General features: G+C 62.9%; 11 protein-coding genes and 1 pseudogene. 5 read left to right on the plus strand and 7 right to left on the minus strand.

The window, feature by feature from the left end:
- Window positions 1–16 precede the first annotated feature (16 nt).
- Complete coding sequence (locus ACPTTF_RS25910; protein WP_166953105.1) at window positions 17–1408, minus strand: sigma-54 dependent transcriptional regulator; 1392 nt, start codon at window positions 1406–1408, stop codon at window positions 17–19.
- Window positions 1409–2861: 1453 nt separating this feature from the next.
- Here ACPTTF_RS25910 and ACPTTF_RS25915 point away from each other — a divergent pair.
- Both ACPTTF_RS25915 and ACPTTF_RS25920 read left to right on the plus strand, forming a co-directional pair.
- Window positions 2862–3446 (plus strand): drug:proton antiporter, encoded by a 585-nt coding sequence (locus ACPTTF_RS25915; protein ID WP_423369880.1) that lies wholly within the window; start codon window positions 2862–2864, stop codon window positions 3444–3446.
- Window positions 3443–4963 (plus strand): mannose-1-phosphate guanylyltransferase/mannose-6-phosphate isomerase, encoded by a 1521-nt coding sequence (locus ACPTTF_RS25920; RefSeq protein WP_423368771.1) that lies wholly within the window; start codon window positions 3443–3445, stop codon window positions 4961–4963. The genes ACPTTF_RS25915 and ACPTTF_RS25920 overlap by 4 nt, the downstream gene beginning before the upstream one ends.
- A 126-nt stretch (window positions 4964–5089) precedes the next feature.
- Here the strand turns inward: ACPTTF_RS25920 and ACPTTF_RS25925 are convergent, their stop codons facing one another.
- Window positions 5090–6331, minus strand: a complete 1242-nt coding sequence (locus ACPTTF_RS25925) for a right-handed parallel beta-helix repeat-containing protein (RefSeq protein ID WP_423369881.1) — start codon at window positions 6329–6331, stop codon at window positions 5090–5092.
- A gap of 1088 nt (window positions 6332–7419) precedes the next feature.
- On the opposite strand from ACPTTF_RS25925, the gene ACPTTF_RS25930 reads away from it, so the two are divergent.
- Both ACPTTF_RS25930 and ACPTTF_RS25935 read left to right on the plus strand, forming a co-directional pair.
- Complete coding sequence (locus ACPTTF_RS25930; protein WP_423368772.1) at window positions 7420–8568, plus strand: glycosyltransferase; 1149 nt, start codon at window positions 7420–7422, stop codon at window positions 8566–8568.
- A 27-nt stretch (window positions 8569–8595) separates the two neighbouring features.
- Window positions 8596–9675, plus strand: coding sequence for a glycosyltransferase family 4 protein (locus tag ACPTTF_RS25935; protein WP_423368773.1), 1080 nt, complete (start codon window positions 8596–8598; stop codon window positions 9673–9675).
- A gap of 364 nt (window positions 9676–10039) precedes the next feature.
- On the opposite strand, the gene ACPTTF_RS25940 is transcribed toward ACPTTF_RS25935, so the two are convergent.
- The 3 genes from ACPTTF_RS25940 to ACPTTF_RS25950 form a co-directional block, all read right to left on the minus strand.
- Window positions 10040–11293, minus strand: coding sequence for an oligosaccharide flippase family protein (locus tag ACPTTF_RS25940; RefSeq protein ID WP_423369882.1), 1254 nt, complete (start codon window positions 11291–11293; stop codon window positions 10040–10042).
- A 38-nt stretch (window positions 11294–11331) separates the two neighbouring features.
- Window positions 11332–12522 carry a glycosyltransferase gene (locus tag ACPTTF_RS25945; protein WP_423369883.1) on the minus strand — a complete coding sequence of 397 codons (1191 nt, stop codon included), beginning with the start codon at window positions 12520–12522 and terminating at the stop codon, window positions 11332–11334.
- A gap of 420 nt (window positions 12523–12942) precedes the next feature.
- Window positions 12943–14754, minus strand: coding sequence for a serine aminopeptidase domain-containing protein (locus ACPTTF_RS25950; RefSeq protein WP_423368774.1), 1812 nt, complete (start codon window positions 14752–14754; stop codon window positions 12943–12945).
- A gap of 105 nt (window positions 14755–14859) precedes the next feature.
- Here ACPTTF_RS25950 and ACPTTF_RS25955 point away from each other — a divergent pair.
- Window positions 14860–14985 (plus strand): annotated as a pseudogene (locus ACPTTF_RS25955) (IS5/IS1182 family transposase); the annotation flags it as partial.
- Between the two features lie 342 nt (window positions 14986–15327).
- On the opposite strand, the gene ACPTTF_RS25960 reads toward ACPTTF_RS25955, so the two are convergent.
- Together ACPTTF_RS25960 and ACPTTF_RS25965 are read right to left on the minus strand one after the other, a co-directional pair.
- Window positions 15328–16473: an acyltransferase family protein gene (locus ACPTTF_RS25960; RefSeq protein ID WP_423368775.1), complete on the minus strand. Its 1146-nt coding sequence runs from the start codon at window positions 16471–16473 to the stop codon at window positions 15328–15330.
- A 206-nt stretch (window positions 16474–16679) separates the two neighbouring features.
- Entirely contained in the window at window positions 16680–18110 is a 1431-nt protein-coding gene (locus ACPTTF_RS25965; RefSeq protein ID WP_423368776.1) for a DUF6418 domain-containing protein, read from the minus strand.
- Window positions 18111–18124 lie beyond the last annotated feature (14 nt).

An 18124-nucleotide genomic window follows, 5' to 3' on the forward strand; every position in this document is an offset into this window, starting at 1 on the left:
GCGCCCCTGTCGAATCTCAGTCGGACGAGCCCGTCCCGCGCGGCCGCTCGATCCCGTATGCCTCCATCCAGCGGTACAGCGTCGCACGCGACACGCCGAGCTCGCGTGCCGAAGCCGCGACGCGCCCGCGCGTGCGCAGCAGTGCGGTTTCGATTGCCTCGCGCTCGATCGACTTGCGGATGTCGGCCACCGACGGTGACGCGGCATCGAGACAGTATTCGAGTTCGAGATCCTGCGCGGTAATCAGGCGCCCTTCCGTCATCACGACCGCGCGGCGCACGCGGTTGATCAGTTCGCGCACATTGCCGGGCCAGTCGTGCTTGTACAGCGCCGTGATCGCATCCGTCGAGAAACCGCGTACGCGATGGCGCGCGTCGCCGCGAAAGCGTTCGAGCATGTGATGCGCGAGCAGTTCGATATCCTTGCCGCGCGCGCGCAGCGGCGGCTGGTCGATGCGCATCACGCACAGACGGTGGAACAGGTCCGGCCGAAAACGCCCTTCCTCCATCGCGTCGCGCAGGTCGACGTGCGTCGCCGACACGATCCGGACATCGACCGGCACCGGATCGCTGCCGCCAAGACGATGGATCGAGCGCTCCTGCAGAAAACGCAGCAGGCTCGCCTGGCTCTCGTGCGGCAGGTCGCCGATCTCGTCGAGCAGCAGCGTGCCGCCGTTCGCCGCTTCGACATAGCCGATCTTGCGCGCGTTCGCGCCGGTAAACGCGCCGCGCTCATAGCCGAACAATTCGGATTGCAGCAGATGTGGCGGAATGGCACCGCAGTTGACCGCGACGAACGGGCCGTTGCGGCGCTCCGAATGGCGATGGATCGCGACGGCCGTCAACTCCTTGCCGGTCCCCGTTTCGCCGAACACGAACACCGGTGCATCCGTGCGCGCGAAGCGCCGCACCGTATCGAACAGCCGCAGCATCGCGCTGCAGGTGCCGACGATGCCTTTCTCTTCCGATTCGAGCCGTTCGCGGTCGCGTGCGAACAGGCATTCCATGCCGTACGCATGGCCGACCGTATCGGCGATCCGCTGGTGCGACGCGGGCAGCGTGACGTAGTCGAAGCAATAGTCGCGCAACAGCGCGCGCACGTTCGGCGAAGCGGTCTGGCCGACGTCGACGAGTGCGACCCAGACGACGTCGCGCATCGACGCGCAGGTCGACGCGATGCTGCCGATCGCGTCGGCATGGCCGCCGCTCAGGTCGAGGATGCCGCAGGTGATTTCGCCGGACGTGTCGCGCAACTCGCTCGCCTGCGCGACGACCGACACTTTCCAGTCGCGTCGCGCCAGTTCCTTTCGCAACATGACGGACGGCGACTGCGTCCAGTAAATCAGCGGACGCTGCCCGTTACCGCTCCCCGCGCCGGCGCTCTTATCGCGCGTTATTGGCATATTCATAACGAACCATCACTTTCTCCACTCCGCGAACCGTTCGCGTGCGCTGCGGCCGGCGGCGCATGGCCGCCTTTCCGCGCTGCGTTTCCGCAGCTTTGGCGAAGATCGAGACTGCACACGGCGAGAGCCCCCGGAGGTCGAGCCGGATGTCATCCGGCCTCGTTGTCATCGAACTCGAAGGGAACGCGCGGCTGCGGGAGCCACGACGTTCCCGCTTTGAAGCGACCCGCCATCGAGGCGGAGCGCGTCGGCAGACGGGAATGCCGTCGGCATGTGCGTCACGTCGTACACGACAGTTGCGCCCGATGCTGAACCGGATGGCCGCCAACCCGCTTCCGGAATGACCGCCGCATTTCATCCGCTCCTGAATTTACACCCCGTTTCGAGATGGTCTTGTTACCAAAAGATAATCCTGAATCAGCCGGTTACGCGACCGGTCGCCCCGCACCACACGCGTTTGACCACTGAGATTTGATTATCTATGAGCATTCCAGTCAATCAGTGGCAAATACTACTTTTCCGCGAGATGGGGGGAGTCGATTGCGCGTGATTCCCATCGAAATCCCCGGGAACGGCCAGTACCGCATTCCACTCGCCACATAATCGCGTGCGCCGCCGGATGGCCGCATCGTATCGCGACGGCGCACGGCCTGCTCGTCCCCCGCGCTTCCGTTACATGCCGTAATCAACCGCACCGCGTCGTGCGTCGTGTTTCGCGGTGCCAAGGCGTCGCGAAACGCGTGCCGACCGCGCCGATCGTTGTTCGGTGAATCGTCGTGGCCACGCGTGAAATCGATTGTGCCGACCGTCGTCCCCCGCAGTGCAGCATGGCGGCACGGTACGCGGCGCGCAGTCACGTCACGCCTGTGTGCGGCGTTTCGTCGGCACGGATGCGGGCGGCTCGCTGTCGCAATCGGCCAGGCAACACAGCCTGGGCGCATGCGGCGACGACAGCAGATCGCCGCGGTAGCACATGCGTGCAAACAACGGCATGCGGATGAAGGACGGGTGCGCCGCGCGGGCACACCCGATCCTGAAGGAATTCGACGAGGCTCCACACGGTCGGCTTGCGCGATGCCGCCGAGCGCGGGCATGAGTGTATGCCCGGCACCACCATGCACGATCGGCCCGTCGTGAACGCTTGCAATCTTCAAGTCCTGCCCCCGGTTCTTTATTGACATTCGATGTTGACTGGCCGCGCATCGAGGCGGGCCGCCAGGATGCGGCAATTATGGAAAAGCGGCGGCCGCTGCGGTGTGTGCTACCGCACTTTGCGGCGCTCGCGCGACAGGCTCCCTGCTGTACATGCCGCGCCTGCCGCGCGAATCCGGGGCGTGAGTACGCTTTCGAACAGACCGGCGTGCGGCGCACCCGGATGATGAAGATCGCCGCACTGCACGGAACGATCGCGTCCGCGCGGCACGGCGTTCCGAAGGCATCACGCGAGGACAGCATCATGGAATGGCATTGTTGTGAATTCGAGCATCTGGGCGCCGTCGATCTCTATGCAATCCTGCGCGCGCGCAACGCCGTGCTGGTGGTCGAGGACGCGCACACGCATCTCGACATCGACGGCAAGGACGCGGGCGCGCTGCATGTCTATGCGACCGTGCGCGACGCCGACACGAAGGAAGTCGCGGCCTACGCACGCATCCTGCCCGGCGACGACATCGATCCGGACGTCGTGATCGACAAGGTGTTGACGAGCGAGAGCCGACGCGACGACGATACGCTCGAGCGGCTGATCGAGCGCGCCCTCACCGCCGCGCAGGCTGCCTGGCCCGAGGCCGCGGTGCGCACGCACGTCCCGGCGCCGCGCCAGGCGTTCTACAAGCGTTTCGGATTCCGCAAGGCCTACGGCCCGTATCTCGAACAGGGTGCGCCCTTCGTCGGCCTGGTGCGGTCGGCCGACCGCGCTGCAGGCGCGCTGCGCAGCCTGCTGTCCCGGGCCGTTTCGGCCCACCGGTCGCGCAACGACGACGCGCGTGCCGACAGCCGCACGCACAACCGGCTGCCCGCCGACACCGGAGCCAATCGATGACCCGCACCCTTCGCCCGGTTCCCGAGCCCGACCTGCCGCGCATCCTGCCGGTGATTCTCGCTGGCGGCTCCGGCACACGGCTGTGGCCGCTGTCGCGCGAGCAGTATCCGAAGCAGCTGATCGAGCTGATCTCGAACGAGTCGCCGCTTTCGGCGACGGCGCGCCGCCTGAACGGCATCGAGAACGCGTCGCTCGGCGACACGCTGCTGCTGGTCTGCGGCGAACAGCATCGCGTGATGAGTGCAGCACAGGTACTCGGTCGCGCTGCGCCCGCCCGCATCCTGCTCGAACCGGCCGCGCGCAACACCGCACCCGCGTTGACGCTTGCGGCACTCGACGCGAGCCAGCTCGCGGACGATCCCGTGCTCGCGGTGATGCCGGCCGATCACGTGATCACCGACGTCGGTGCGTTCCAGGACGCGGTCGCGCGCGCGGCGCGCTACGCGCAGGAAGGGGCGATCGTCACGCTCGGCGTGCTGCCGCGCCGCGCGGAAACGGGCTACGGCTACATCCAGGTCGGCGAGCCGCGCACCGGCCGCCACGGTGGCCAGGGCGGCTACGCGATCGGGCGCTTCGTCGAAAAGCCCGACGCGTCGCTTGCCGAGCGCTACCTGCAGTCCGGCGACTACTGGTGGAACAGCGGAATTTACGTGACGCGCGCATCGGTCTGGCTGGCAGCGATCAACGCGCTCGCACCTGACATCCACGCGGCCTGCGAAACCGCATGGCGCGCAGGCATCGCCGAGGATCCGTTCTTCCGGATCGATGCGGCGGCCTTCGACGCGTGCCCGTCGGACTCGATCGACTATGCGGTGATGGAACGGCTCGCGGAACACGGCGACCTCGGCATCGAAGGCATCGTGGTACCGCTCGCGGCCGGCTGGTCGGACGTCGGCACCTGGGATGCGATCTGGGAAATCATGCCGAAGGACGATCACGGCAACGTCGCGCGCGGCCCGATCGTGTTCGAGGATACGCAGGACAGCCTGGTGCGCTCGGAGGGCCGCCTGATCGCGTGCGTCGGGATGAAGGACGTCGTCGTGATCGAGACGCCTGATGCCGTGCTGGTCGCGAACAAGCATGATGTGCAGCGCGTGAAGAACATCGTCGCGCGCCTGAAGACCGACCGGCGCCCGCAGGCGAGCGAGCATCGCAAGGTGCAGCGGCCGTGGGGACATTACGATTCGATCGATCTCGGCCAGCGCTTCCAGGTGAAGCGGATCGTCGTCGAGCCCGGCAAGCGCCTGTCGCTGCAGATGCACTATCACCGCGCCGAGCACTGGATCGTCGTACGCGGCACCGCGAAGGTGACGCGTGGCGGCGAGACGTTCCTGCTGTGTGAGAACGAGTCGACTTATATCGCGGTCGGCGAAGTGCATCGCCTTGAGAATCCCGGACGGATTCCACTTGAGATCATCGAAGTGCAATCGGGTGATTATCTCGGCGAGGACGATATCGTTCGATTTGACGATCAGTATGGGCGGCCGGTCGAGGCGCTCCCTGCTCAACAGACCTAGCCCGCAGCCACAAGCCTGCGATGCGCCGACTATGCCGGCCCCGCCCGACGGGCCCGCGAACGGTCGCAGCGGGCGGCACCGTTCGGCAGGTGCATGCCGCCGTCATTCAACGTTGCCCTGCGGTCATCAACGCTGCCTGACAAACTCGCGTACGCGCGGTAGCAGCGACGTATCCGCCCCCGCCACGTCGGACGGGACCGAGCGGGCTTGAAGCACCGCCGCACACGGTGCGGCTTTCGCCGCGCCGGCAGCGCAATCCTGCGTGGGACCGATCCGCACCGGCATCCCGCCGATGCCCGACAATCGATTGTCCTCGAGCCGGACGCCGGACACGTTTCCCCATAAGCGAATGCCGTCGAACCGCGCTTGCGACACGCGATTGCCGACCACGGCCACGCGCGACGCCGAGCCCGACCCCGTGCTGACCTCGATCGCGGCCTGCTGCGTCAGCGGGCGCGGATCGGTCCGGCTGGCCTCCGTCTGGATATTCGCGATCACGTTGCTCTCGACCCGGACGTCGGACGCGCCGTAGGTCCGGAAACTGTCTTCCTGCGCAACGAGAATCCCCGAGCTCACCTGTACGTTACGCACGATGTTGCTCGCGATCGTCACGTCCGCCCCGCCGACCACCGTGATCCCGCGCCCCCATGCGTTGCCTTCGAGCGCGTTGCCGGTGATCAGCACGTTGCGGCTCAGCGCGCCGTCGCCCTGATAGCTCACCACGGCAATCATGTCGTCACCGGTGCCGCGCACGAAATTGCCCTGAACCAGCACGTTACGCGCGCCGTGCGTCACGTGAATGCCGTCCGCGAGTGTCGACAGCACCTTGTTGCCGACGATCGCGACGTCCGCCCCCCCATACACGAAGATGCCGGCGCTGGCGCCGCCGTCGATGAGGTTGTCGAGCACCTGCACGTCCTGCCCCGTCACCTCGACCTTGGTCGACTCGCGTGTCGCGAGGCGCGTCGTGCCGGTTCCCGTGATCTGAAAACCGACGAGCGTCGTACCGTCGCCACGCATCTCGATCGTCTGGTCGTCCGGATTGGTCGCGATCAGTGTCGCGCCGTAACCCGACAGCACGACACGCGGCTGCCGCACGAACAGCGAACGGCCGACGACATACCGCCCCGGCGCGAACATCAGCCGCTGGCCGGGCTGCAACCTGTCCAGCGCGCGTTGCAGCTGATCGGCCTGATCGGCCGCGTCGGGGGCGGGATGAACGTATGCATCCGGTAGATTCGCATGCAGTGCACCCGGTTCCGGCGCACCAGATGCGGCCATCGCGAGCCACGGCCACGACAACCCGCCAGCCATGAACATGCCGGCGATCACGGGGCATGCGCGAGACAGCCATTGTGATCTACGCATATCGCATCTTTTCCCTGGAATAACTCGGCACACGTCGAGGTACGCGGGTTCGACCCGCTGCGTGCGCCGGCCAATGCGGTTCACCGCCGTGGCGCCGACACCGATTTCCCCGCAGCCGTAGCGGGCAACCGTTCCGTCGACGATCAAGCACTGACCGCGGCGCATGTCCGCGAGTCCGTCGAAACGGACGAGACGGCGCTTTCGATTAGATCATTTGATCCGTACGGCCTTCGGTGCGTCAGCAGACCAAGATACCCGGCATCGACGGACCGCATCGGCGCGGGCCGATCCCGATTGTGAATCCAGCGCGCCCGGTGGGCGCCAGCCAGCCACGCGCCACTGCACCTGCCTCGATACGACACGTTATGGCACGAATCGGGCGAATGCCGGTTCCCGACAACCACGTCCCGCCGGTGTTGCGCCGATGAGTAACGAGCAACGCCGGGCCTCCGGATCGTTCGTTCCCGTTCACGACTGACCGTCGACATCCGCAACGACGATCGTGGCGCGCACCTGCACGACGCGATGGAATCGGCGCTCGTGCACCGTGCGCCCGATGAGATCGACTCCGATGAATGCTGTCGGTCCGGGACTGCCGCCGCCGAATCGCTTCTTCGGTAAGCCATCGCACCCAGCACGTCGCGCATGCGCTTCACAATGATCAGGACCGGTTGATGCACGCGCCACGACAGGTATTCGTGGTTGTGGAATCCCGATTCGTCGCGGTCGAGCGCCGGTATCCGATGGACGAAAGAACCGATCCGGCAAGTGGCGCACGGCGTTGCGCCCTGCCGGGTCTTCGCCCCCGGGACATACCCCGTTTCCGGTTGTTTCAACGTCTGGTCATGCGTCGTTTTACGCAACGTCGGCCCGATATCCGTCGCACAACCCGGCCGCGTCACCCAACCGCGACGCTGACCACGACCGAACGAATCGAATGACACGATTGCCGCTCATTTATCAATCAGGAATACGTATTTAACGGAATCTGATGTTGTCCCGGCACAACCCGCCGGTGACCTGACGATTCCCTGCCCTCGTCGTCACGGTGGGCGATGGAAAGTGCGATCGAATCGATAGACTCAAAGATGACCACTGAAAAGATCGTTCATATTGCCGAAGCGTTTGGCGGCGGCGTGCTTTCGATGCTGACCCATCTCGCCAATCATGCCGCGGCAACCGGTGTCGATGTGACGGTACTGCATTCGATCCGACCGGAAACGCCAGCCGACTTTTCAACGCTGTTTCGGCCTGACGTGAAGCTTGTCCACGTCGACATGGCGCGTGAGGTCAGCGTCAAACAGGATCTCCTGAGCTTGCGCACACTGGTCGGGAACCTTCGCGACTGCAAGCCGGCCACGATTCATCTGCATTCGTCGAAGGCAGGCGTGCTGGGACGGATCGCCGCCAGGATCGCCGCCCCGAATGCGACGGTCCTCTATTCGCCGCACGGACTCTCGTTCCTGCGTGGCGACGTTTCGCCCCTGAAGCAGTTCACCTATCTCAGCTTCGAACGCATCGCGGCTCGCATCGGCGGAACCATCGTCGCGTGCTCGGGTAGCGAGCTCGGAGAAATCAAGCGGAAGGTTCGTGCGAAATCGGCGGTACTGGTGGAGAACGGTGTCGATGTCGCGGAAATTCCGCTCCGTCGCACACGCGACGATCGCAAAGTCGTCATCGGGATGAGCGGCCGCGCGTCGTTCCAGAAGAACCATGAAGCATTCGTGCATCTCGCCGACAGGCTGGACGATGCCGACGTCGAGTTCCTCTGGATCGGCGGCGACGTTGCCGAGATTCCGGATCGCCGCCAGGGCCGGGCCGTCGTCTGCACCGGCTGGGTAACCCGCGCGCGTGCACTGGAGCTCACGTCGAAACTGGATATCTACGTCCAGACTTCTCGCTGGGAAGGCATGCCGGTCGCGCTGATCGAAGCCCAGGTCGCCGGCATACCGGCCGTGGTAACGGATGTCATCGGCAATCGCGACGTCGTGATTCACGGCGTGAGCGGATACGTCGCATCAAGCGCCGAGGAGATGGCCGGGTATCTGTCGATGCTTCGCGACGACCGGCATCTCCGCGAAAAAATGGGCGCGGCCGCCCGGGAACTGGCGATACGGCGGTTTTCGATGAGCACGATATACCGGAAGTGGCATGCCCTTTACGGGCTGGACACCGACGGGACGCGTGCCGACACCGGCGATTTCAAGCCGGTTGCCCCGGATCACGTCAAAGCCTGATTCCGATTTCGATATTCAATTGCCGACATGATCGCATTCAAGAAACCGAAACCACTTGTGTACAACGGCCGCTTCACCACGCAGAAAACGACCGGGGTACAACGCGTCGCACGCGAGTTGATCGCCGCCCTGATCAGGGTCCAACCGCACGATCCGGTAACCGTCCTTGTCCCTCCCCAGCCAGGCGCGGCGGTGAGCGGAGCGAAGACGGTCAAGGTGGGGTTCTACAAGGGCGTGGTCTGGGAGCAGCTGGTTCTCCCCCTTTTCGCGCGTCGCGGCCGCATTGTCAATCTCAGCAATTCGGCGTCCATTTTCGTCGGCAACCAGATCATCTACATGCATGATGCTGCTGTATTCGACACGCCCGCACACTTTTCCCGTTCGTTTCGGGCCTGGTACCGGATCATGTTCTGGATCCTCGCACGAACCTCCGCTTGCGTACTGACCAATTCCCGTTTTTCACGGGATCGCCTCGCTCACCACTGCGGCGTTTCCATCGATAAAATCAGCGTCGTACCGCTCGGTGCGGATCATCTCGACTCGCTGGAACCCGACACGAGTGTGCTCGGCGCGCATTCGCTGACGCCGGACCGGTTCGTGCTCGCGGTCAGCAGCATGAATCCCACCAAGAACTTCGGTCGGCTCATCGCGGCGTTCCGTCAGATCGACGATCCGTCGGTCGACCTCGTCATCGTCGGGATGCGGAACACCACTGTGTTCGGAAAACAGGATCATGTCTCGGCCGCGGAACCGAACATCAAGTACGTCGGCTATATCAGCGACGAGCAATTGAAGGCGTTGTATCAAAACGCGGCGTGCTTCCTTTACCCGTCGATTTACGAAGGATTCGGCATACCGCCTCTCGAAGCGATGCGATATGGCTGCCCGACGGTTGTCGGGAAATCCGCGGCGCTGCCGGAGGTCTGTTCCGATGCGACGCTGTACTGCGACCCGTATTCGCAGGACGACATTGCGGAAAAATTGCGGCACCTGCTGGATTCCACCGAGCTCAGAGCCGAGCTCAAGCGGAAGGGCCGTCTGCATGCGGAACAATATCGCTGGAGCAGAAGCGCGGAAATAATGTCGGAGATATTCAACGGATTGTAGGACGATCGGGCGTGTCGACAACGCCCGCGCCTGCGCCCTATCCTCGCCGAAACCGACACATGCGCGGTCGATCGTATCCGTAATCGTCACGACGACCGGAGCAGCCGTGCCGTATCGGCGGTCATGTCGACGACCACGATACTGCGTTCGCACGTTCACCGGCAAATCGGCACGTTCCTGCAGAAGCGTTCGGACCAGGCCCGCAACGATCCCTCCCCGCGGGCAGCATCCTCGTCATCGCCCTCGCGCGTGGACATGCATGACGGCCCGACCGATCCTGTTCGATCACGTCGGCCCGCTGGAATCCTGGGGCGGTCGCGCTATCGCCCCGCGCCAATACTGCGCATGTAGTGCGTCAATCGCGCTACCTCGATCTCGCCGGCAAGTTGATCAGGCCGACCCGCTCGCGACAGATGACGTACACGAGCGCCACGGCCACGGCCGTTTCGACCATCAATACCGCGATTGCCGCGCCGCGCTCCGCAAATAGCGAAGCAAGCGGCGGCAGTATCGTTACGTTCAGAAGGCCGGACGAGATCAGGATGGTGCTGAATACACGCTTCATGCCGAGCGGCAGCATCGTTTGAACGCCGAACAGATCGGTCATGGATGCCATGAACGGCACCAGTGCAAGACAGCGCAGCACGCCGACCGTCGGCGCGAACGTCTGACCGTACAGGATCCGGACCGCGAGTGGCGCGAACCCGTAGATCACTGCCGACATCGCCAGTACCAGCGCGCCCTGCACAACGATCAGCTTGCGCAGGAATGCGAATGCTTCGTCGCGCGCGTGATGCATCAAATAGGTGACGTGCGGGTAGGTGGTTGCCCTCAGCGGCTGCAACAGGCCGACGGCGGCACGGATCAGCTTGTCGCCTGCCGCAAAATAGCCGGCGGCAACGTTGCCCGAAACGATACTCAGCAGGACGGTATTGGTCGACGCATAGAACGAGATCGACGTCGACGCGAGGAAGACCTGCGTGCCGTCCTTCACTGCAACGACGATATCGGAGAACCGCACGCGAACGCTCGCAATCTCGCGGCCAATGAACAGGTAAGCGAGCAACGTCAATCCACACAGCAACGGCACCGCCGCGTTGATGGCAACCGCGTGCAGGATATCGTCCGGCGTGCGGACCCAGAGGAAGAACGCAACGACGCTGAGTGCGCGGTACACCACCACCGTCAAGCTGTATACGCTCAACTTCTGAATGCCCTGAAAGTACCAGCCTGGCGTCAGCGCCGCGCCGATGGCCATCCCGAAACCGATCAACAGTGGCATGCGCTCCGCCGCAAAATACGGAATCAGCTGCGTCATCGCAACGAGCACGGCGAAACCTGCGACGGCCATCGACCATTGAGCGCAAACGGTCGTCCAGAATATTCTCGATCGCTCGACCCGGTCGCCGGCAAGCGCAACACGCGGCGTTGCCGTCAGGTCGAAGCTGTAGTTCACCAGATTGATGAAATACGTCGTCACCGCGAGCACGAACGACAGCCGTCCGTACTGCTGCGGGCCGAGCGCACGCGTCAGGAGCGGCAACGTGACGAGCGGCACGACATACGTCGATATTTGCAACGCGAACAACATCGCGAAATTTTTGCGAATGGCAGTCATCGTCCCTTCTGGGCTGATAGTGAACCGTGCGTCGACTGTCAATGCGCGGACGTGTGCGGTACGGGTGCATCGATGCCCAGCACGGCATACAGCGTCGATGCGTAGCAGTCGACCGAGTAACGAGACCAATCGTAGTGGCGACGTTCGTTGTCGAGGTGTGCACGTAGCGCGTCGATTGCGCGCGAGAAATCGTCGGGGGTGTTCCGGTAAAGAATCTTGTTGCCGATCTCGTCCCCGAATGTCGACAGACTCCCGATGTCGTGCACCAGCGCCGGCAGGCCAAGCATTGCTGCCTCGACTATCACGAGGGGCGCGTTTTCCACCCAGATCGACGGCAGCACGAGAGCGTCGTGCTTCGACAGTTCGGCAAACAGCGCAGCGTGATCGAGACGACCGGCAAAACGCAGCCTTCCAGCGTCGACAAGGTCGGCGTGGCGTTTCTCGAGCGTGCCGCGCTCCGACCCGTCGCCATAGACGGTGAACGAGGCAATGCCATCACCGGCGGGTCCGGCCATCAGCTCGAGAAACTGCGCAAGACCCTTGTCCGCTTCGATACGTCCGACGAATGCCAGATCGAGACGCGCGGATTGCGCGGGCTTCGGTGCGCGGGGAACCAGGGTTGCATCAATCGGGTTCGACAGAAGCGTGGCGCGTGTTCGCCCGAATCGCGTGATCAGGTCACGCATGAACGGACTTGGGCAGAGGATCTCGTCGAACAGGCCGAGCGGGTCGAAAAGCGCATTGACAACGTGCCAATGCAACTTCTTCACGACATCGTGGAGAACCCCGTGCGGACTGGCGATGGAGACGAAGCGCCTGCCCCTGTGCAACTCGTCAAGCGACAACGGCTGCGCGTATCCGCGGGAATAGACCTGCAGGCTCGGGTTGTAGAACACCAGGTGGTAATCATGCGCAGTCATGTACAAACCACACCCCGAGCGCTGCTTGTAGCGGGCTAGCACGGGCAGGATCGCACTCGATAGCAGGTTGTGGTAGTTGTGTACGAGAATGCGTTGCGGGCGAAATCTTTCGAGCAGCGCGACGAGGGCACGTGCAGCGGCAGGCGACCACGCACGTGCGCGCCGATTGTTTTCGACACCGGACAGCGCGTGCTCGTCGAATGTTTCGACCATCACGTCATCGCGTGCGCGCAGCACGTCGACGGACACCCGGTACACCTCCTCCGCTCCCCCTTTTCGCACGAAGTCGTTGATGACCAATACACGCATCACGACGGACCTCGATATGCGTGAAACGGGGAGAGCGGCGTCCTGTCGCCGCCCTCGCGATTTCGCGCGATCGTCTCGACGCGGCGTCGCAAGCCGATGCCCCGCCGTGCGGCAGGCGCGATCCTGCATGCCGCTTGTTGACAATGAAGTTTGCTCAATTTTCGACATTCCTGGCAATTTCGTTTCGTCGCTACACGTGAACGGACTCACGTTGCCGCGCCGCTTCGAAAATTGGCCACGCGAAACACGACACGACCACGATAATGTTTCAGGAACGGCGAATCTGTACGCCCGGTTACTTAGACACGGGCTCGCAAGAACTGCACGGTGCAGCGGAAAATTTTTCCGCGACGCTCGAACCGGAGAGCGTGGTAGCGGCAGCGATACGACGCGCCCTGTCCACCAGGCTCCCGCTGCGACTCAGTGCGTCGATTCGGTGTGACGCTTACGCACATGCGACGAAATCGCGCGACTCGTTTTCGTCGGCGCCGCAAGCGCCGCCGGGCTCCGCCAACATGCAAGCAGCGCCGCGCAACGGTCGATCACATACTGCGCGGCGCTGCCGCCGTGCAGCGAATGATCGACAGTGTCCTGCAAGTCAGCCGATACGTTCGGCAAGTGCGCGAACGCACGCGATGCGGGACCGAAATGCCGGACCAATACGTCGACGCCCGGATCGAACGTGCCGTAGATCAGATGGGTGCGGATGCCGCGCGCCGACAGGTCACGCAGCAATCCCCGCGGGGTTTCCGTGCCCGGACCTCGCCCGCCATGCTCCGCGACGCGCCTGATCGGCACCGACACGACATCCACAACGAAGCGCAATACTGCGCGCAGTACCGGACGCAGATCACGACCTTCGAGCAGCAGGCGCCGCCATTTGCAGGGGCTGCGCAACGATGCGATATAGCCGCGCATCGAATTCGTCTGATTCTTGATCACGTTCGCGAGAGTCTCTCCGCGCGGCCACACGAACAGAGGGAGATTGACGGTGATCACACCCGCGAACGGCCCGCGAGCGGCAGCATGAAGCGACGTGTACGCGCCGGAGCAAATCCCGAACGCAACGACCTGATGATGACCCGTGTCTTTCAGCCAGTTTGCGGCCGAGACCATGTCGACGATCATCTGATCCGAATACGGAATCTCCAATTGGTCGTCGCGCACACGCTCGCTGCTGTCACCGATTCCGCTCGAATCGATACGCAAACTGCAGATACCGCGCGCTGCCAGCGCCCGGGCGAGTCGAACCGCGAGCCGCCCGTCCGCGACGCGCGGATTCGCGGCCGTATTGGTGATCAGCAGCGTCGGCGCGGCCGCACGCACGATGTCTTCGGTCGGCTCGCACAGCACTCCGATCAATTGCCGCGTTCCCACGCGAATCACCCGTTCGACACTGCCATTTCCGGTCAGCACCACATCGGAGCCGGGGCCCGGCGCGGAGACGCGAACGGTTGCGTCGGGATCGTCGTCGATCCAGGCTGCAATCGTGTCGAGCAACGTATCCGGTAGCCGCGACCAGATGGGTTCCCGCATTGCGACCGCCCAGTCGGCACATGGGTGGACATTCGCCACGACGCCACGCGCCTGCAGCGCATCCGACAGTGCCGCGCCATCGCCGTACGGGGCATCGACGAGCAACGCACGCGCCGGTAACGTGCGCAATTGACCGGCGGATTGACACAGGTCGATACGCCGGAGCGCTGCGACCAGATCGTCGGGATACACGTGACCGAGTACATTGAGCGGCGTCTCGTCTCGAACCGCGTGCCGCACGGTCGGCGGCACGTTGTCGAGCCAGCGTTGCCCGACGGAAGAAAGCTCGCGCAGGTAGCTGCGGCCGCGCACCACGGGCGCAAGCGCGACGAAGCGGGTAAGCCCGGGGATTTCATCCGCGGCGAGAAGCGCAACCGCCGCGCCGGCACGCACGCCGACGAGCGTCAGACTGTCCGTCGCGACGCGCTCCCGCAATGCCCGGACCGCGTGCCGGACGCTGTCGACCATGCCGTCAAAGCGGTTGGGATCGCGTTCGTCGCCAAGCGAATCGCCGCTCGCCGGATAGTGAAAGCGCAGCACCGGAAATCCGCGGTCCGAAAGATGCTCGGCGAGCGCACGTACGAGCTTATGAAGCCAAAGTGCTTCGTGACCCAGCGGCTCGCAAATTACGATGCCATGTGTTCGAGTCCCCTCGTGAAGCCAGCCAACGCATCCATTGAACTGGATGGGTGTCATGATTTGGTCCTTGATCTGACAAGATGAGTCGCAGGGGCGGTGAACCCGCCGCCGGCTCTGTTAACGTCTTTGTTTTTTCACTCACGATGAGGACGCGGCAAATCGATACTCGATGATGAGTCGCGGTCCCCGATCCAGCCGTTGCTACCGCCACCGAAACCACGCCGCGCACGATACCCCGCGCTCAAGCGGCTCGACGAGTGCGCGGTCGCTGCAGGCATCCTGCTCGTGCCGCTGGTGGCCTACATACAAACTTCGCGACGCTGCCTGCGCAACAGGATCACGCCGGATATTCCACTTGAAAAACCCGGAAAAACTGTCCGAGCGAGGCCACGGGCGTCGAACCGGAATTGCCCCTGCAATTCCGGACGCGGCATCACGCGACGGCTGCCAAGTCCATCGAGCACCGGAACCTGCTTGGCGGGCAGGATTTCAGCGATCGATGGGCATGCGTCGCGTCGTCATGCTCGAACTTGATGATTTGAAGCTGTCCGAGCGCAGTCGTCGATCCGCGAGGCGTCGACTTTCACATTTCCGGCCGACCTGAGCGCCGATGCGATCGACGCGCACGGATCAGCCGTCAGCACCTCCAGACGCGAACGCTCCCCCGCTCCGTCGGGCAGTGAGCGTACGCGCAAGCTGCACGAACGGAGCTTCACACCATCGATAGCCGGCCCAAGACAATGGAATCAAAGGCAGGATCGGCACGATCATGTAAACCCCGAGAGGCCATCCAACGACGTGAAAGCGCTGGCACAACCAGAACGCAACAAACAGCGGGAGACTGTGCAACAAGTAGACTGAGTAACTGATCTCGCCGATCCAGGACAGCACGCGAATCCGAAGCTTCAGAAAAGTCGCCAGTGCCACGAACATCGCAATACCGATCACATAAGCGAACGAAGTCGGAAGATGGTCCATGTTGTGATGTCGCCAGTCGCTGATGGCCCCCACAAGTGCAATGCCGGCAATCAACATCGCCACGCACGCCGCCGCCGACCTGTAAGTCATGGATAGTTGCGTCGGCGTACCGCCCTTTTTCCACCGAACACGCAACAACTGGAAAGGAGTGTCGTACGCCTGACGAAAGCAGGCCCCCCAAAACATGATCCCAAGGTGATACGGCATGGTCTTGTACTGACTGAGCAGACTGGCTGGAACAAGTCGCAGCGCGAGACTCGCCACGAACAGACCGCACAGCCCGATACTGACAAGGCACAGATAGCGCATCCGGTGAAGCGCGCCGCACCAGAACAAGATCAGACACAATCCATAAAAATACAATTCCGTTTCCAGCGTCCAGCCATGCGGCAGGATCAGGCTCTCTCCGAATGCGGCCGGAATCATGGTTGCATTTGCAAAAAATCCATCGACACCCATTCTTTTATCGAACAGATACCAATGAACAAAATATCCGGCAGGAAGCGCCAGCCAATATGCCGGGTATAGCCGAAAGAATCTTCGAACGAGAAACCGCCTGGTTCCCGCTCCGGCCTCCCCGTACAGGCTGGCAGGAATCAGCATGCCGCTGATCGCGAAGAAAATCACAACGCCGACTCGTCCAAAATTCATCGAGCGTTGCAGTGTGTCGAGCACGTGTTGCGATCCCGCAAGGGGAGCAAAGCGCTCGGCATAATGCGTCCATATGACGAGTATCACCGCAACGGCACGCATCGCATCGACATGCTGCAGATGCCCCGAATTCTTCACTCTTGACATGGCTGGAACGGTGAGAACTCCATAAGCAAGGATGCCGATATCAAATATTCAACGATCCGCTGCCCGGTATCGACAAAACAAAGAACGTTTTGCTTTCAAAAATAATACGTAATGTTTGCAATCAGTTGTGTGCCCTGGGTCACACGAATTCCATCGCGGCACGCCGGCAGAGCACCAGGGTGTACCGTGAACGCAAGCGTCCGGGACTACCTCGCCTGCTTCGCGTTCTTCGTGTCGACCCAATACCACCAGACCAGTGCAGCCACTGCATAAAAGACCGTACGCGATCCGAACATCATCCAGTAATCGCCTTGCTGAACCGCGAAGGTCGCATATGAAAAGACTTTCGCCATCAGCCAAAGCATCACGACCCCGCCGCGCATCGCGACCAGAATCTGCAGCGCACCCAGCGCACCGTACACGACGCCGGTAATCGCGACAAAGACCGCCCCTCCGGCATAACCGAACCAATACACGGGCACGGCCATGTTTCCCATCGTGAAGGTCACGTCGTCGAATATGTAGGCCTTGAGGAGCTGGGGCTCGGTATACGCCATCATCAAGTCGCGCAAGCCGCTCGGCTCGGCATCGTTGAAAAAGGTTGGCATTGTCCAGGAACCGAGAGAGCTGACGAAACGCCAGAATGCAGCGGTACCGCCCAGCACCGGCGCCGCGAACATATGTGCGTCGCCATCCACCACGTACCACGGCTGGCCCTGCAGCAGGAAACGTGACGAGATGACATCGGTCACTTCCAGCCCCTGCCCTCTGTATGCGTAAACGATGGAGACGGTGCCGAGCAATAGCGCCAACCCCGCACCGATACCCAGGTAACGGACGACCGGCTTGCCGTTCATCGCATGAATCGCGATGAACGGCGCCAGCGAGCACAGGCCGATGTGCAGCACGGCCATGAACTGTTCGCCATGCAGCACGTTGAGCCCCAGGTCGACAGCCATCGTCAGGATCGCCAGCAGCCGGATGCGCTTGTCGGAACTGGTGGCGATGGTCCCCAACAAGAAACCCATGAAGGTCTGGTTGTTCAGGAACAGGTTGAACATCGCCCCGTTCGATGCGTCATTGCGCAGCGCGTAGCGGTTGATGCCGGTAAACAACGAGAATCCCGACGTCAGGCCCGCGAGTACGCCGGTCGCGATAATCGCGGCCGCAAGTCCGAACCCCAGTGCAATGCTGATCGGTTGCAACGCTATCCGCGCCCTGATCGGCTCGCGCGCAGGACGTTCGTCCAGGAAGCGGCCAAATGCAACGAGCGCGCAGACGACAAAAATCAGATAGAACGAAAGCAGCCGGCTGAACGCGCCGGTCGCTTCGCCGGAGATGTCGGTTTCCCGAAGATACCCGCCGCCCTCCAACCCCACACCCGCCAGGAATGCAGTCAGCCCGATCGCCAGCACGTAGAGCATCGACACGGCAAATACCGGTCGATACTTGACCAGGCCGACGAGTCCCAATGTCGCCAGCAGCAGCGTGCACGCGGCGCTCGACTCCTTCATGCCGAGCGCCGGCAGCACCGCGTTGATCAGCAACGCAAGTGCAAATAGCGTCGATACCGTCACGCCAGTTGCGGATATTGGACCTTCGTCAACCCGTGCCGCGCGCGTCGTGTTATCCATCATGCTGCAATCCGAAA

Origin of the sequence: Burkholderia crassaminum (assembly GCF_964265005.1) — a bacterium.
In the GTDB taxonomy this organism is placed as follows: Bacteria; Pseudomonadota; Gammaproteobacteria; order Burkholderiales; family Burkholderiaceae; genus Burkholderia.

Coding starts and splice junctions, on each gene's coding strand:
- ACPTTF_RS25915 (WP_423369880.1), top strand. CDS start 2,862: ATGGAATGGCATTGTTGTGAATTCGAGCATCTGGGCGCCGTCGATCTC.
- ACPTTF_RS25920 (WP_423368771.1), top strand. CDS start 3,443: ATGACCCGCACCCTTCGCCCGGTTCCCGAGCCCGACCTGCCGCGCATC.
- ACPTTF_RS25950 (WP_423368774.1), bottom strand. CDS start 14,754: ATGACACCCATCCAGTTCAATGGATGCGTTGGCTGGCTTCACGAGGGG.
- ACPTTF_RS25925 (WP_423369881.1), bottom strand. CDS start 6,331: ATGCGTAGATCACAATGGCTGTCTCGCGCATGCCCCGTGATCGCCGGC.
- ACPTTF_RS25945 (WP_423369883.1), bottom strand. CDS start 12,522: ATGCGTGTATTGGTCATCAACGACTTCGTGCGAAAAGGGGGAGCGGAG.
- ACPTTF_RS25960 (WP_423368775.1), bottom strand. CDS start 16,473: ATGTCAAGAGTGAAGAATTCGGGGCATCTGCAGCATGTCGATGCGATG.
- ACPTTF_RS25930 (WP_423368772.1), top strand. CDS start 7,420: ATGACCACTGAAAAGATCGTTCATATTGCCGAAGCGTTTGGCGGCGGC.
- ACPTTF_RS25910 (WP_166953105.1), bottom strand. CDS start 1,408: ATGAATATGCCAATAACGCGCGATAAGAGCGCCGGCGCGGGGAGCGGT.
- ACPTTF_RS25935 (WP_423368773.1), top strand. CDS start 8,596: ATGATCGCATTCAAGAAACCGAAACCACTTGTGTACAACGGCCGCTTC.
- ACPTTF_RS25940 (WP_423369882.1), bottom strand. CDS start 11,293: ATGACTGCCATTCGCAAAAATTTCGCGATGTTGTTCGCGTTGCAAATA.
- ACPTTF_RS25965 (WP_423368776.1), bottom strand. CDS start 18,110: ATGATGGATAACACGACGCGCGCGGCACGGGTTGACGAAGGTCCAATA.